This is a genomic window from Pseudomonas fluorescens (assembly GCF_019212185.1).
GTDB lineage: Bacteria > Pseudomonadota > Gammaproteobacteria > Pseudomonadales > Pseudomonadaceae > Aquipseudomonas.
The window spans coordinates 1,130,807-1,144,067 of sequence record NZ_CP078138.1 but is presented as its reverse complement, the minus strand read 5'-3'; the positions used below and the strand labels follow the sequence as shown (position 1 = coordinate 1,144,067).

Genomic DNA, 13,261 nt, shown 5'->3' with positions numbered 1-13,261 from the left:
TCCTTATTTGGCTTCTTTACTGACAGTATTGAGCAGGAATTTACCGATCAGGTCTTCGAGCACCAGCGACGACTGCGTGTCATGGATAGTCCCGCCATCCTTGAGCAACGACTCCTCGCCACCGACGCTGATACCGATGTATTTCTCGCCCAGCAACCCCGCGGTGAGGATAGATGCAGTGGAGTCGGATGGGAGGTTATCCACACGTTTTTCCAGCTGCAGCGTGACTCGCCCGGTGAAACTGTCGCGATCCAGATCGATTGCCGTGACCTTGCCGATGGTCACACCGGCCATGGTCACTTTCGATCTGACCGTCAAACCGGCGATATTGTCGAAGTAGGCATAAAGTTTATAACTGTCGGTGCTCGAAACCGGGGACAGTCCACTGACCCGCAGCGCAAGCAACAGCAAAGCCAGAATGCCGGCCAGCAGGAAAAGGCCGACACCGATCTCCAGGGTGCGGTTTTGCATCAGAAATCTCCAAACATCAAGGCGGTCAGAATAAAGTCCAGGCCGAGAACGGCCAATGAGGCATACACCACGGTTTTGGTGGTGGCGCGACTGATCCCTTCTGAAGTGGGCTCACAGTCATAGCCTTGGAATACGGCGATCCAGGTCACGACAAAGGCAAAAACCATGCTCTTAATGATGCCATTGAGCACGTCACCGTTGAACGTCACGCTGTTTTGCATGTTCGACCAGTAGGAACCTTCATATACCCCCAGCCAATCGACAGCCACCCAGGAACCGCCCCAGATTCCGACCACGCTGAAAATCATCGCCAGCAGCGGCAGGGAAATGAAGCCGGCCCACAACCGGGGGGCAATGATGTACTTCAGGGGGTCGACACCAATCATCTCCAGACTGGACAACTGCTCGGTGGATTTCATGTTGCCGATTTCTGCGGTCAGCGCCGAACCGGCGCGCCCGGCGAACAGCAGTGCGGTCACCACCGGTCCCAGCTCACGCAACAGGGTCAATGCCACCATCTGCCCGACCGCCTGCTCCGAGCCGTAGCTGGAGAGAATGTTGAAGCCTTGCAGCGCGAGCACCATGCCGATGAATATCCCCGAAACCACAATGATCACCAGGGACATCACGCCTACCGAATGCAGCTGCTTGACCAGCAGGCCGAAGCCGCCGCCAATGCCGCCACGCCCGAGCAAGGCATGAAACAGGAACAGGGAGGAGCGACCGAGCACCGCGACGCTGTCGATGGCGGCGAGGCCGAATCGGCGAACTCTCTCCAGAATTGAAGTCTTGCGCATCAGCGCTTCCCCAGTAGATCTGCGCGGTAATCCGTCGCTGGAAAATGAAACGGTACCGGCCCATCCGGATCGCCAGTCATGAATTGGCGAATCCGCGGATTGTCGGAATCCATCAGTTCGGCCGGCGTGCCCTGCCCCAGCACTTGCCCGTCACCGACCACGTACAGGTAATCGGCGATGCTTGCCGTTTCGGCGAGGTCATGGGAAACCACGATACTGGTGATCCCGAGGGCATCGTTGAGCAGGCGGATCAGGCGCACCAACACGCCCATAGCGATCGGGTCCTGGCCCACGAAAGGCTCGTCGTACATGAGAATACCGGGGTCCAGGGCGATTGCCCGAGCCAGCGCCACACGACGCTTCATGCCGCCGGAAAGCTCGTCGGGCATCAGCTCAGTGGCCCCGCGCAAGCCCACGGCCTGCAGCTTCATCAGGACGATGTCGCGGATCATTTCATCCGGCAACTCGGTATGCACACGCAGCGGAAACGCGACGTTCTCGAACACATCGAGGTCGGTGAACAGTGCGCCGCTCTGAAACAGAACACCCATGTGCTTGCGCGCATCGAACAAATCGCTGCGTGACAAACTCGGTAAATTCTGTCCGTTGACCCACACCTCGCCACTGGAAGGGCGCAATTGCGCGCCCATCAGGCGCAGCAGCGTGGTTTTTCCGCACCCGGAAGGCCCCATGATGCCGGTAACCTTACCGCGCGGTATGCGAATATCGACATTATTGAAAATGCTACGCGCGCCGCGCTTGAAGGACACTCCCTTCAGCTCGACCGCATAGGCGTTATCGGCACTCATCTAAACTCCTTGCGATGCAAGCCTCTCACTCGGACGTCGTGATCTCGTGGGAGAGCACAAAACCTCCTGGGCAGGCCGAACTGGCGACGAACTATATCACTGCCCACGCAAAGCGCCCAAGGCCGAAGACCGCAGCATTCAGCTTCAATTAAGCTTAAAAACGCTTAATTGAGGACTTGCCGTGACGCAGAGCGCACAAATCCCCTACGAACTAGCGTGAGGGAATCGATCATTACCGTTATAATCGTCACCTTTTCCCGGGCTATTCGATTTTAGACATGAGCCAATCCAGCGACCTGATCAAATCGGCACAACGAACGATCCGCCTCGAGCTGGACGCCGTAAAAGGCTTGCTGGGCCAGATCGACGCAGATTTCGTCCGCGCCTGCGAGTTGATTCTGGCAAGCAAAGGTCGGGTGGTCGTGGTCGGCATGGGCAAATCCGGACACATCGGCAACAAAATTGCCGCAACTTTGGCCAGTACCGGCACCACGGCGTTTTTCGTTCACCCCGCTGAAGCCAGCCACGGCGACATGGGCATGATTACCCGCGACGATACCCTGCTGGCGCTCTCCAACTCCGGCTCTACCCAGGAAATCATCACCCTGCTGCCGCTGATCAAACGCATGGGCATCACGCTGATCAGCATGACCGGCAACCCTGACTCGCCCCTGGCGCGTGCCGCCGACGTGAACCTCAACGTCCGTGTCGAGCATGAGGCTTGCCCGCTGAACCTCGCCCCGACCTCATCGACGACTGCAGCACTGGTCATGGGCGACGCTATGGCCGTCGCGCTGCTCGAAGCCCGCGGTTTTACCGCCGAGGATTTCGCGTTTTCGCATCCAGGCGGTGCACTGGGTCGCCGCCTGCTGCTGAAAGTCGAAGACGTCATGCATAGCGGCGACGGCTTGCCGCAGGTACTACGCGGCACTTCACTGAAAAATGCCTTGCTGGAAATGACCCACAAGGGCTTGGGGATGACGGTGGTTCTGGAGACCGGCGGCAAACTGGCCGGCATCTTCACAGACGGAGACTTGCGCCGCGCCCTCGATCGCTCGGTGGATTTGCGGCAAGCAGACATCGACAGCGTCATGACGCCCCATGGCAAGACCGTTCGCGCCGAAATGCTCGCCGCCCAGGCGCTGAAAATCATGGAAGACAGCAAGATTAACGCCCTGGTCGTGGTCGATGACGAGGACCGCCCGGTCGGCGCCCTGAACATGCATGACCTGCTGCGTGCGGGAGTGATGTAATGCACGAGGACCTGCTCGAGCGGGGCAAGTTGATCAAGCTGGCGGTCTTCGACGTCGACGGCGTGCTGACTGATGGCCGCCTGTACTTCCTCGAAGACGGCAGCGAATTCAAGACTTTCAATACACTGGACGGTCAGGGCATCAAAATGTTGATGGCCAGCGGTGTAACAACAGCCATTATCAGCGGTCGAAGAACGCCGGTGGTGGAGCGACGGGCGAAAAACCTCGGGATAGCGCACCTCTACCAAGGCCGCGAAGACAAACTTGTGGTGCTCGACGAGCTTATCGCGCAACTGGGCCTAAGCTATGAGCAGGTCGCCTACCTGGGTGACGACCTGCCGGACTTGCCGGTGATTCGCCGCGCAGGCTTGGGCATGGCGGTCGCCAATGCCGCGAGCTTCGTCCGCGAACATGCCCACGGCATCACTGTGGCCCGAGGTGGCGAAGGCGCCGCCCGCGAATTTTGTGAATTGATCTTACGCGCCCAGGGTAACCTTGAATCCGCCCAAGCCGCGTACCTGTGAGTCATTTATGCTGAGTAAAAAGTTTCGCAATTTTCTGTTTTTCGGTGCCATTGCCGCACTGTTCGCTGCGGTTGGATACTGGAACATCAGCCCCGAGCGTTTTCTCGACAAGCCGGTAGCGGCCGTCAATGAAAGCGAGATCGACTATTACGCAATCAACGCCCACAGCGTGCAGTTCCTGCCCGACGGCAAGCTGCAGTACGACATGACGTCGGACAAGCTCGAGCACGTCAAGACCAGTGAAGTGACGCAACTGACCAACCCTGACCTGAAAATGTATCGCGGCACCGAGTTTCCGTGGCACGTGCAGAGCGAGCGCGGCGAGGTCAATTCGGACGGCACCGAGGTCGAACTGATCGACTCGGTACGCATTTCGCGCACGGACGAAAAGAACCGCCCAATGCTCATCACCACCACCCGCATGACCGTATTCCCGGAGCAGCAATATGCGCAGACCCAGCAACCCGTTAAAATCGACGGCGCTGGCGGCGTATCGACGGGTACCGGCATGAAAGCGTATTTGAAAGAAAGCAGGATACACCTGCTATCGAACGTAAGAGGACAGTATGACGCTCGTTAAAACCCTCCCTATTTTGCTCAGTCTGGGCGCAGCACTGGGAAGCGTGAGCGCCTGGGCCCTGCCATCCGATAGCCAGCAACCTATCCGCATTCAGGCTGACGATGCGCAGCTGGATGACCGCAACGGCATCGCCACCTACAAAGGCGACGTGATCATCACTCAAGGCTCGATGAAGGTGACCGGTAATACCGTGACCATGACCCGCGCCCCGAACGGTGACATCGACGTGGTCACTTCAGTGGGCAACCTGGCCTACTTCGAACAGATGCAGACCGCTGGCGATACCAAACCGGTCCAGGGCTACGGCGTGACCATCCAGTACCACGCCCAGCAAAACCGTGTCGTATTGATCGACCGCGCCAAGGTCATCGACAAGGACGGCAACGTCACCCAGGGCGAGAAAATTGTCTATGACACCGAGAAAAAGCTCGCCAGTGCCGGCCGCGCCACCGGCAGCAAGGTGACTGAAGCACGCCCACGGATCGACATGGTCATCCAGCCGAAAAAGAAAACCGACGAGCAAAAGGCCCCGTAAATGGCAACTCTGAAAGCCCAGCACCTGGCCAAGAGCTACAAGAGCCGCCAGGTCGTGCGTGACGTCAGCCTGTCCATCGACAGCGGCCAGATCGTCGGCTTGCTCGGCCCCAACGGCGCCGGCAAGACCACCTGCTTCTACATGATCGTCGGCCTGGTGCGCGCCGACCAGGGCCGCGTGCTGATCGACGACCTCGATGTCAGCCATCAGCCGATGCACGGCCGTGCACGAGCAGGCATCGGCTATCTTCCGCAAGAAGCGTCGATCTTCCGTAAACTGTCGGTTGCCGACAACATCATGGCCATCCTCGAAACCCGCAAGGAACTCGACAAGGCAGGCCGTCGCAAGGAGCTGGAAAGCCTGCTGCAGGAGTTCCACATCAACCACATTCGCGACAACCTCGGCATGAGCCTGTCCGGTGGCGAGCGCCGTCGCGTCGAGATTGCCCGCGCATTGGCCACCGCACCGAAATTCATCCTGCTCGACGAACCTTTCGCAGGCGTCGACCCGATTTCGGTGGGCGACATCAAGCAAATCATCCATCACCTCAAGGCCAAGGGTATCGGTGTACTGATCACCGACCACAACGTACGCGAGACCCTGGATATCTGCGAAACTGCCTATATCGTCAACGACGGCCAGCTGATTGCCGAAGGTGATGCCGAGACCATCCTGGCCAATGAACTGGTCAAGGAGGTTTACCTGGGCCACGAGTTCCGCCTGTAAGCGACGAGGCGTCTGGACGCCGCCGGGGCGTAATGTCAATAAAACTATCTATCTTTTTATTGTCATGACGCTCTAGGCAAACACTTCAGTTTCGGGCATATAATTTGCTTAAGTTAGGCGCTCCGGCGCCCTGTAGTGGATGGCGCACGTGCGCCGGCGAATAAGGTGTTAAGCCCCAGCCATGAAACCATCGCTAGTCTTGAGAATGGGCCAGCAGCTGACGATGACACCGCAGCTGCAACAGGCCATCCGTCTGCTCCAATTGTCGACCCTGGACCTGCAACAGGAAATCCAGGAGGCCTTGGAATCCAATCCAATGCTTGAACGCCAGGAAGAAGGCGACGACTTCGATAACGCCGACCCGATGGCCGACAATATCGAGCAGAAACCCAACACCGACGTCCAGGAACCTTCCTACCAGGAAACCGCCCCCACGGTGGATAACCTTGAGGAAGGTGAGTGGAACGAGCGCATTCCCAACGAACTCCCGGTCGACACCGCCTGGGAAGACGTCTACCAGACCAGTGCCAGCAGCCTGCCGAGCAACGATGACGACGAGTGGGATTTCACCACCCGCACTTCGGCCGGTGAGAGCCTGCAAAGCCATCTGCTCTGGCAACTGAACCTGGCCCCGATGTCCGACACCGATCGCCTGATCGGCGTGACCCTGATCGACTGCATCAACAACCAGGGGTACCTGGACGAAACCCTCGAGGAGATCCTCGAAGCCTTCGATCCGGAACTGGACATCGAACTGGACGAAATCGAAGCCGTCCTGCACCGCATTCAGCAATTCGAGCCGGCCGGTATCGGCGCCCGCAACCTGGGCGAGTGCTTGCTTCTGCAATTGCGTCAGTTGCCCGCCAAGACCCCGTGGATCGCCGAAGCCAAGCGCCTGGTCACCGACTATATCGACCTGCTGGGCAGCCGCGACTACAGCCAACTGATGCGCCGCATGAAGCTTAAGGAAGACGAACTGCGCCAGGTCATTGAGCTGGTACAGAGCCTCAACCCGCGTCCGGGCTCGCAGATCGAGTCCAGCGAAGCCGAATACGTGGTGCCGGACGTGATCGTGCGCAAGGACAACGAGCGCTGGCTGGTGGAACTGAACCAGGAGTCTGTGCCACGCCTGCGGGTCAACCCTCAGTACGCCGGGTTTGTCCGCCGTGCCGACACCAGTGCCGACAACACCTTCATGCGCAACCAGTTGCAGGAGGCCCGCTGGTTCATCAAGAGCCTGCAGAGCCGCAACGAAACCTTGATGAAAGTCGCCACCCAGATCGTCGAGCACCAGCGCGGCTTCCTCGAATACGGCGACGAAGCGATGAAGCCCCTGGTCCTGCACGACATCGCCGAAGCGGTAGGTATGCATGAATCGACCATTTCGCGGGTTACCACGCAGAAATTCATGCACACCCCGCGCGGTATTTATGAGCTGAAATACTTTTTCTCAAGTCATGTCAGCACCTCCGAAGGCGGCGAATGCTCGTCTACGGCGATCCGCGCGATCATCAAAAAACTGGTTGCCGCGGAAAATCAGAAAAAGCCGTTGAGTGACAGCAAAATCGCTGGTTTACTGGAGGCACAAGGCATTCAGGTGGCCCGTCGTACCGTCGCCAAGTACCGCGAATCCTTGGGGATCGCGCCTTCGAGCGAACGCAAGCGTTTGATGTAACGGGCCACGCCACCGCGTTCCAGGGTGTGTTCGGAATTGTTCCGGATACACCCAGTGGCAGGCATCACAGCCTGCCGCCTTATGCACTGGCAACGAAGGAGAAGCTGTATGCAAGTCAACATCAGTGGACACCAACTGGAAGTTACCGAACCTCTGCGCACCTACATCGGCGAAAAACTCGACCGGCTGGAAAGGCACTTCGACAAGATCACCAACGTGCAGGTCACGATGAATGTCGAGAAGCTGAAGCAGAAAATCGAAGCCACGCTGCATATCCCCGGCGGAGAAGTGGTTGCCAATGCCGAGCATGACGACATGTATGCCGCCATTGACCTGCTGACCGACAAGCTGGACCGTCAACTCAAAAAGCATAAGGAAAAGACCCAGAGCCTCCTCCAGGGCGCAACCGGTCGTTAACACCCCCATCCCATGATCCGACTTGAAAGCATCCTGACCCCCGGCCGTTCCCTCGTGAACGTGCCGGGCGGCAGTAAAAAGAAAGCCCTCGAACAAATTGCCAACCTGATCGCCCGGGAAGTCCCGGATCTGGAGATGCAAGATGTCTTCGAGGCGTTGATTGCCCGTGAAAAACTCGGCTCGACCGGTTTTGGCAACGGCATCGCCATTCCACACTGCCGCCTCAAGGGTTGCACATCCCCTATCAGCGCCCTGATGCACCTCGACGCCCCAATTGATTTCGACGCCATCGATGGCGCTCCGGTCGACTTGCTGTTCGTCCTGCTGGTCCCCCAAGCGGCTACCGATGCGCACCTTGAACTGCTACGTCAGATCGCCAGCATGCTGGACCGTAAGGAAGTGCGTGATCGCCTGCGCAACGCCAGCAGCAATCAAGACTTGTACCAGGTTGTCCTGGACGAGCAGAACGGTCACTGATGATGCGCCTGATTATTGTCAGCGGACGCTCCGGCTCCGGCAAAAGTACGGCCCTCAATGTCCTCGAAGACAACGGCTATTACTGCATCGACAACCTTCCGGCAGGCCTGTTGCCGGAGTTGGCCGAACGCGCACTGATTCACAATGAACTGAGCCAGCCACTGGTCGCGGTCTCCATCGACGCGCGCAACCTGCCCAGTCATTTGACCCGTTTCCCGGAATTGCTGGATGAAGTACGTAGCCGCCACATCCAGTGTGATGTGCTGTACCTCGACGCCGACGAAGAAACCCTGCTCAAGCGCTTCTCCGAGACACGTCGGCGGCACCCGTTAAGCAGCTCCAATCGCTCGCTGGCCGAAGCCATCGAAGATGAGACCACCCTGCTGGGGCCTATTGCCGACCTCGCCGACCTCAAGCTCAACACCACCAATCTCAACCTGTACCAGTTGCGCGATACCATCAAGCTGCGCCTGCTCAATCAGCCGGAGCCCGGTACGGCGTTCCTGGTGGAGTCGTTCGGCTTCAAGCGCGGCATGCCGGTCGATGCCGACCTGGTGTTCGACGTGCGCTGCCTGCCGAACCCCTACTGGATTCCGGATCTGCGGGCACAGTCAGGCCTGGACCAACCGGTTGCCGACTATCTGGCCGCGCAGCCGGATGTCGAGGAAATGTTTGTAGACATCTCCAGCTACCTGCTCAAATGGCTGCCGCGATTTGCTGCCAGTAACCGGGCCTACGTCACCATTGCGATCGGCTGCACCGGCGGACATCACCGCTCCGTGTACCTGACCGAACGCCTGGGGCAGATCCTGCAAAAAACCCTGAAGAACGTCCAGGTTCGCCACCGCGACCTTAGCTAAAGGATTCACACCGCGATGCCTGCTCTGGAAATTGAAATCATCAACAAACTGGGCCTGCATGCCCGTGCTTCAGCGAAATTCGTAGGTGTAGCGGGTCGATTCCCCTGCCAGATTCGAGCCGGGCGCACGCCTGAGTCGATGGTCGACGGAAAAAGCATCATGGCGATGATGATGCTCGCGGCCGGCAAAGGTACGAAGATTCACTTGTTCACTGAAGGTGAGCAAGAGCAAGAGGCGCTGGACGCGCTGGCCGAACTGATCAACAACTACTTCGACGAAGGCGAGTAAAACTCGCCTTCCTTCTCATTAGCCCAACGCAGTATCCATCACCATCATCAGGCAAAACCCGATCAGCAATCCGAGGCTGGCCAGCTTCTCGTGACCATTGCGGCGCGATTCGGGAATCACCTCGTGAGTCACCACCAGCAACATCGCTCCGGCAGCCAGGGCCAGCCCCAACGGCAGAATCACCTCGGCCAAGCTCACCAGCCAGGCACATAACAAGGCGAAAACCGGCTCGACCAGACCTGATGCCGCGCCGATCAAAAACGCCTTGAACCGCGACATCCCTGCCCCGGCCAACACTAAAGCGATCACCAGCCCTTCCGGCACGTCCTGTAAGGCAATGCCCATGGCCAGGCTGTCGGCGTCCGGCATGCCGCCGCCTGCCGAAACGCCCACTGCCATGCCTTCGGGAATGTTGTGAGCAATGATGGCGAACACAAACAGCCAAATGCGCGGCGGGATCACCGGTCGTTCCGGGGTGCCCACCAACATCTCAGGCGATGCACCGGACACCTGGCGATCCACCAGGAACAAGCCGATCGCCCCGAGCATGATGCCGAAGCAAATCAGCCCGCTGGCCGCCCACGGCGTTAGCCCCAGGCTCTCGGCGGCGGCAATCCCGGGCACGATCAGCGAAAAGGCAGTGGCGGCCAGCATCACCCCGGCACCAAACCCCAACAAGGTATCGCTGAGCGCCAAGGGCATCCGTCGAATCACCAGCACCGGCACCGCACCCAGGGCCGTGCCCAAGGCACAGATGGCCCCGCCCTGCAGCGCACGCATCAACCTCGGCTCAAGGTTCAACCACGCCAGGCCGTGCGCTACCAGCAAGGTGGTTCCCGCCAACAGCAGGAGCGAACCCAGTGCATATCGAAACATTCGCCCGCTGTTGATCGCCAGTGTCTCAGTGCCCATAGAACGCCTTGATTGCTTTATGACAGTGAAGACTCAAGCCAGTGCCGCCTGATAACGCTGAGCGACCTCGGGCCAATGGATCACGTTGTAGAACGCGTTGATGTATTCAGGACGGCGGTTCTGGTAGCGCAAGTAATAGGCGTGCTCCCAGACATCGAGACCGAGGATCGGCGTGTTGCCATTCATCAGCGGACTGTCCTGGTTACCGCTGCTTTCCACCACCAGGCTCTTTTGCGGGGTCACGCTGAGCCAGGCCCAGCCGCTGCCGAAGCGCGTCAGTGCGGCCTTGGTAAACGCCTCCTTGAAACTGTCGAAGCCGCCCAGTTGCTCATCGATGGCCCGGCCCAGGTCGCCGCTCGGCGCACCGCCACCATTGGGCACCATGACGGCCCAGAACAACGAATGGTTGGCATGTCCGCCGCCCTGATTGATTACCGCCGCGCGCAGTTTTTCCGGTAACTGCTGGACATTGGCCACCAAGCGCTCCACTGGCCATTCGGCATACTCGGTGCCTTCGACCGCGGCATTGAGGTTGTTGATGTAGGTCTGGTGGTGCTTGGTGTAGTGGATTTCCATGGTTTGCGCATCGATATGCGGCTCCAGGGCATCGTAGGCGTAAGGCAATGCAGGCAGGGTAAAAGCCATTTCAATGAACTCCGTATTGGGCGCGCGCATCATGCGGCTGTGCCGCGGTACCGATGTGCAGCAAGCGATGGGTACGTGGGTATTCGCCGTGTTCGCTGATGAAATTCAGCAGTTCGACATAAGTCTTGCTGCTCTGATGCAAGGCCGCCTCGCGCAGGGCCGGAGCCAGGCGCGGGTCCTGCATGGTCTGCAGCAACAGTTGGTGGATGGCGCACAGGTACTCGGCGCTCTCCTCGGGTTGGTTCAGGCGCAAATGCAGGTCGGCGAGGTTGTGATGGGAAATCACGCAGGCGGCCACCGCCTCGTCGGCGTCCGACCAGCGCTCGAATAGCACCTGAGCCAGCGCCAGGGCCTGCAAGTAAGCCTCGCGGGCATCGACCAGCTCGCCCAGCATAAAGCAGCGGTTGGCCCTTTCGATCGTGCGTTTCCAATGCTCCATGGTGAGCCTCCAATGCGCTGAGGGGATTACACGCCGCCGGCAGTGAGTTTTTCCGGATTTAGCAGCTCTTCCAGTTGGCTGCGGGACAAATCAGTGTGTTCGAGGGCCACATCAATTACCGCCCGCCCCTGCTTGTAAGCGGTCTTGGCGATTTCGGCGGCCTTCTGGTAACCAATGATCGGGTTGAGCGCAGTCACCAGAATCGGATTGCGCGACAGTGCTTCCTTTAGTTTGGCCTCGTTGACCTTGAAGCTGGCGATGGCCTTGTCCGCCAGCAGCCGGCTGGAATTGGCCAGCAACTCGATGCTGCTCAACAGATTGTGAGCGATGATAGGCAGCATCACGTTGAGCTCGAAGTTGCCCGACTGGCCCGCCACAGTGATCACGCTGTCATTGCCGATCACTTGCGCAGCGACCATCGCTGTCGCCTCCGGAATCACCGGATTGACCTTGCCCGGCATGATCGAGGACCCGGGCTGCAAACCTTCCAGCTCGATTTCACCCAGGCCGGCCAATGGCCCCGAGTTCATCCAGCGCAGGTCGTTGGCGATTTTCATCAGCGACACCGCAATGGCCTTGAGCTGGCCGGAAAGCGCAACGGCGGTGTCCTGGGAGCCGATCAGGGCGAACAGGTCTTGGCCTGGGGTAAACGGAACATGGGTCAAGGCGCTCAACTGCTGGCTGAAACGTGCCGCGAACTGAGGATGCGCATTGATCCCGGTGCCGACCGCCGTGCCGCCTTGCGCCAGGGATTGCAGGGCCGGCAACAAATTCTCCAGATGCCCGAGATTGGCCTTTAGCTGCTGCGCCCAGCCGTTCAACACCTGGCTCATGCGCACCGGCATGGCGTCCATCAAGTGTGTTCTCCCGGTCTTGACGAAAGGGTGAACCTGCTCGGCCTTGTGCTCGATGACCTGGATCAGGTGCTTGAGCGCCGGCAGCAATTGCTCATGCAGCGCCAGCGCGGCGCTGACGTGAATGGTGGTCGGGATGATGTCGTTGCTGCTTTGCCCGCAGTTGACGTGATCGTTCGGGTTGACCGTCTCGCCCAGCAAACGACTGGCCAGGGTTGCCAGCACTTCGTTGGCGTTCATGTTGGAACTGGTGCCGGACCCGGTCTGGAAGATATCCACCGGGAAATGGGCCATGAATTCGCCTTCCAGCAAGCCCTGGGCCGCATCGACAATCGCCTTGCCCTGGGCTTCGCTTAGCTGCTGGAGCTCGACGTTGGCCCTGGCCGCTGCCGCCTTGGCCAGGATCAGTGCACGAATGAACTGTGCCGGCATGCGCTGGCCGCTGATGGGAAAATTATCCACTGCACGTTGGGTCTGGGCGCCGTACAGGGCGTCCACCGGGACTTGCAGCTCACCCATGCTGTCACGTTCGATACGGGTATTACTCATCGGGAAATCCTTGCACCAGTTCAATAAGAGGGATCGAGGGCTGCAACTCGCAGGTGGCCAGTTGCCAGGTGTAGCGTTGCCAGCGCTTGAGCCGGCACTTGCACAACGCCAGGCGCTCCAGGTCGCGCAGCGGGCGCCAGGCCTGATCCAGGCAGTGGCTGCGCCAATGCCAGGGCAAGGCGACATCGGCAGCGGTGTCGAGCAGCAAACGGAAGGTGGTTTCGGCGACCGTCCACGGCGAGGTAGCGGTGCAGCAAGAGAGGTAACGGCCTTCGGCCAGATAATGTTCGATCAGGCGCGGCTCGTCAGGATCCAGCGCGCAACGGATCTGGCGACTCATCCAACGCCAGCTTTCAAGGTAAGGCTGCTCGTGCAAGGCAGAACTCATGACCCAGGGCTCATTCGATAATGAGATTTATTATTAGATGATAATGAGAACCAAAACAAGAG

The 13,261-nt window shown here is 59.2% G+C and carries 18 protein-coding genes; 10 read left to right on the top strand and 8 right to left on the bottom strand.

The features are described 5' to 3' along the window. Positions 1-3 precede the first annotated feature (3 nt). Genes mlaD through KW062_RS04860 form a run of 3 tightly spaced genes read right to left on the bottom strand, consistent with a single transcriptional unit; the run spans position 4 to position 2,077 of the window. The gene (gene mlaD, locus KW062_RS04870) at positions 4-471 is read right to left on the bottom strand and encodes an outer membrane lipid asymmetry maintenance protein MlaD (protein WP_027618532.1); all 468 of its coding nucleotides are present in this window, start codon (positions 469-471) and stop codon (positions 4-6) included. Beyond that, entirely contained in the window at positions 471-1,268 is a 798-nt protein-coding gene (gene mlaE / locus KW062_RS04865; RefSeq protein ID WP_027618531.1) for a lipid asymmetry maintenance ABC transporter permease subunit MlaE, read from the bottom strand. The genes mlaD and mlaE overlap by 1 nt, the downstream gene beginning before the upstream one ends. Continuing rightward, positions 1,268-2,077, bottom strand: a complete 810-nt coding sequence (locus tag KW062_RS04860; protein WP_027618530.1) for an ATP-binding cassette domain-containing protein — start codon at positions 2,075-2,077, stop codon at positions 1,268-1,270. Before KW062_RS04860 ends, mlaE begins: the two co-directional genes overlap by 1 nt. A 278-nt stretch (positions 2,078-2,355) precedes the next feature. Between KW062_RS04860 and KW062_RS04855 the strand changes: the two genes are divergently transcribed. The 10 genes from KW062_RS04855 (at position 2,356) to KW062_RS04810 (ending at position 9,412) form a co-directional block, all read left to right on the top strand. Continuing rightward, complete coding sequence (locus tag KW062_RS04855) at positions 2,356-3,330, top strand: KpsF/GutQ family sugar-phosphate isomerase (protein ID WP_105755074.1); 975 nt, start codon at positions 2,356-2,358, stop codon at positions 3,328-3,330. Further along, the gene (locus KW062_RS04850) at positions 3,330-3,854 is read left to right on the top strand and encodes a KdsC family phosphatase (protein WP_027618528.1); all 525 of its coding nucleotides are present in this window, start codon (positions 3,330-3,332) and stop codon (positions 3,852-3,854) included. Before KW062_RS04855 ends, KW062_RS04850 begins: the two co-directional genes overlap by 1 nt. A 7-nt stretch (positions 3,855-3,861) precedes the next feature. Beyond that, on the top strand, positions 3,862-4,434 hold the full coding sequence (lptC, locus tag KW062_RS04845; RefSeq protein ID WP_105755073.1) for an LPS export ABC transporter periplasmic protein LptC: 573 nt from the start codon (positions 3,862-3,864) through the stop codon (positions 4,432-4,434). After that, positions 4,421-4,969, top strand: a complete 549-nt coding sequence (lptA, locus tag KW062_RS04840; protein ID WP_027618526.1) for a lipopolysaccharide transport periplasmic protein LptA — start codon at positions 4,421-4,423, stop codon at positions 4,967-4,969. The genes lptC and lptA overlap by 14 nt, the downstream gene beginning before the upstream one ends. Then, on the top strand, positions 4,970-5,695 hold the full coding sequence (lptB, locus tag KW062_RS04835; protein WP_027618525.1) for an LPS export ABC transporter ATP-binding protein: 726 nt from the start codon (positions 4,970-4,972) through the stop codon (positions 5,693-5,695). A gap of 181 nt (positions 5,696-5,876) precedes the next feature. After that, positions 5,877-7,370 carry an RNA polymerase factor sigma-54 gene (locus KW062_RS04830; protein WP_027618524.1) on the top strand — a complete coding sequence of 498 codons (1,494 nt, stop codon included), beginning with the start codon at positions 5,877-5,879 and terminating at the stop codon, positions 7,368-7,370. Between the two features lie 108 nt (positions 7,371-7,478). Then, positions 7,479-7,787, top strand: a complete 309-nt coding sequence (gene hpf, locus KW062_RS04825) for a ribosome hibernation-promoting factor, HPF/YfiA family (RefSeq protein ID WP_027618523.1) — start codon at positions 7,479-7,481, stop codon at positions 7,785-7,787. A 12-nt stretch (positions 7,788-7,799) separates the two neighbouring features. Beyond that, positions 7,800-8,264 carry a PTS IIA-like nitrogen regulatory protein PtsN gene (gene ptsN / locus KW062_RS04820; protein WP_027618522.1) on the top strand — a complete coding sequence of 155 codons (465 nt, stop codon included), beginning with the start codon at positions 7,800-7,802 and terminating at the stop codon, positions 8,262-8,264. Positions 8,265-8,266: 2 nt separating this feature from the next. Further along, positions 8,267-9,124, top strand: a complete 858-nt coding sequence (gene rapZ / locus KW062_RS04815) for an RNase adapter RapZ (RefSeq protein ID WP_027618521.1) — start codon at positions 8,267-8,269, stop codon at positions 9,122-9,124. 15 nt (positions 9,125-9,139) lie between these two features. Then, complete coding sequence (locus KW062_RS04810; RefSeq protein ID WP_027618520.1) at positions 9,140-9,412, top strand: HPr family phosphocarrier protein; 273 nt, start codon at positions 9,140-9,142, stop codon at positions 9,410-9,412. 18 nt (positions 9,413-9,430) lie between these two features. Here the strand turns inward: KW062_RS04810 and KW062_RS04805 are convergent, their stop codons facing one another. The 5 genes from KW062_RS04805 to KW062_RS04785 are packed head-to-tail and all read right to left on the bottom strand — an operon-like array spanning position 9,431 to position 13,199. After that, positions 9,431-10,324 (bottom strand): ZIP family metal transporter, encoded by an 894-nt coding sequence (locus tag KW062_RS04805; RefSeq protein WP_105755072.1) that lies wholly within the window; start codon positions 10,322-10,324, stop codon positions 9,431-9,433. Between the two features lie 33 nt (positions 10,325-10,357). Further along, a complete protein-coding gene (locus tag KW062_RS04800; RefSeq protein ID WP_027618518.1) occupies positions 10,358-10,969 on the bottom strand; it encodes a superoxide dismutase in 612 nt (203 codons plus the stop codon). Position 10,970: 1 nt separating this feature from the next. Beyond that, positions 10,971-11,408 (bottom strand): hypothetical protein, encoded by a 438-nt coding sequence (locus KW062_RS04795; RefSeq protein WP_105755071.1) that lies wholly within the window; start codon positions 11,406-11,408, stop codon positions 10,971-10,973. 26 nt (positions 11,409-11,434) lie between these two features. Next, positions 11,435-12,811, bottom strand: coding sequence for a class II fumarate hydratase (locus KW062_RS04790; protein ID WP_105755070.1), 1,377 nt, complete (start codon positions 12,809-12,811; stop codon positions 11,435-11,437). Beyond that, positions 12,804-13,199, bottom strand: a complete 396-nt coding sequence (locus tag KW062_RS04785; RefSeq protein WP_027618515.1) for a hypothetical protein — start codon at positions 13,197-13,199, stop codon at positions 12,804-12,806. Before KW062_RS04785 ends, KW062_RS04790 begins: the two co-directional genes overlap by 8 nt. Between the last annotated feature and the right edge of the window lie 62 nt (positions 13,200-13,261).

Excerpts from the sequence above, each read along its gene's own strand:
- KW062_RS04855 (WP_105755074.1), top strand. The coding sequence starts at position 2,356 with ATGAGCCAATCCAGCGACCTGATCAAATCGGCACAACGAACGATCCGC.
- KW062_RS04830 (WP_027618524.1), top strand. The coding sequence starts at position 5,877 with ATGAAACCATCGCTAGTCTTGAGAATGGGCCAGCAGCTGACGATGACA.
- KW062_RS04800 (WP_027618518.1), bottom strand. The coding sequence starts at position 10,969 with ATGGCTTTTACCCTGCCTGCATTGCCTTACGCCTACGATGCCCTGGAG.
- rapZ (WP_027618521.1), top strand. The coding sequence starts at position 8,267 with ATGCGCCTGATTATTGTCAGCGGACGCTCCGGCTCCGGCAAAAGTACG.
- KW062_RS04790 (WP_105755070.1), bottom strand. The coding sequence starts at position 12,811 with ATGAGTAATACCCGTATCGAACGTGACAGCATGGGTGAGCTGCAAGTC.
- hpf (WP_027618523.1), top strand. The coding sequence starts at position 7,479 with ATGCAAGTCAACATCAGTGGACACCAACTGGAAGTTACCGAACCTCTG.
- KW062_RS04795 (WP_105755071.1), bottom strand. The coding sequence starts at position 11,408 with ATGGAGCATTGGAAACGCACGATCGAAAGGGCCAACCGCTGCTTTATG.
- lptC (WP_105755073.1), top strand. The coding sequence starts at position 3,862 with ATGCTGAGTAAAAAGTTTCGCAATTTTCTGTTTTTCGGTGCCATTGCC.
- KW062_RS04860 (WP_027618530.1), bottom strand. The coding sequence starts at position 2,077 with ATGAGTGCCGATAACGCCTATGCGGTCGAGCTGAAGGGAGTGTCCTTC.
- mlaD (WP_027618532.1), bottom strand. The coding sequence starts at position 471 with ATGCAAAACCGCACCCTGGAGATCGGTGTCGGCCTTTTCCTGCTGGCC.
- lptB (WP_027618525.1), top strand. The coding sequence starts at position 4,970 with ATGGCAACTCTGAAAGCCCAGCACCTGGCCAAGAGCTACAAGAGCCGC.
- KW062_RS04850 (WP_027618528.1), top strand. The coding sequence starts at position 3,330 with ATGCACGAGGACCTGCTCGAGCGGGGCAAGTTGATCAAGCTGGCGGTC.
- KW062_RS04785 (WP_027618515.1), bottom strand. The coding sequence starts at position 13,199 with ATGAGTTCTGCCTTGCACGAGCAGCCTTACCTTGAAAGCTGGCGTTGG.
- lptA (WP_027618526.1), top strand. The coding sequence starts at position 4,421 with ATGACGCTCGTTAAAACCCTCCCTATTTTGCTCAGTCTGGGCGCAGCA.
- ptsN (WP_027618522.1), top strand. The coding sequence starts at position 7,800 with ATGATCCGACTTGAAAGCATCCTGACCCCCGGCCGTTCCCTCGTGAAC.
- KW062_RS04805 (WP_105755072.1), bottom strand. The coding sequence starts at position 10,324 with ATGGGCACTGAGACACTGGCGATCAACAGCGGGCGAATGTTTCGATAT.
- mlaE (WP_027618531.1), bottom strand. The coding sequence starts at position 1,268 with ATGCGCAAGACTTCAATTCTGGAGAGAGTTCGCCGATTCGGCCTCGCC.
- KW062_RS04810 (WP_027618520.1), top strand. The coding sequence starts at position 9,140 with ATGCCTGCTCTGGAAATTGAAATCATCAACAAACTGGGCCTGCATGCC.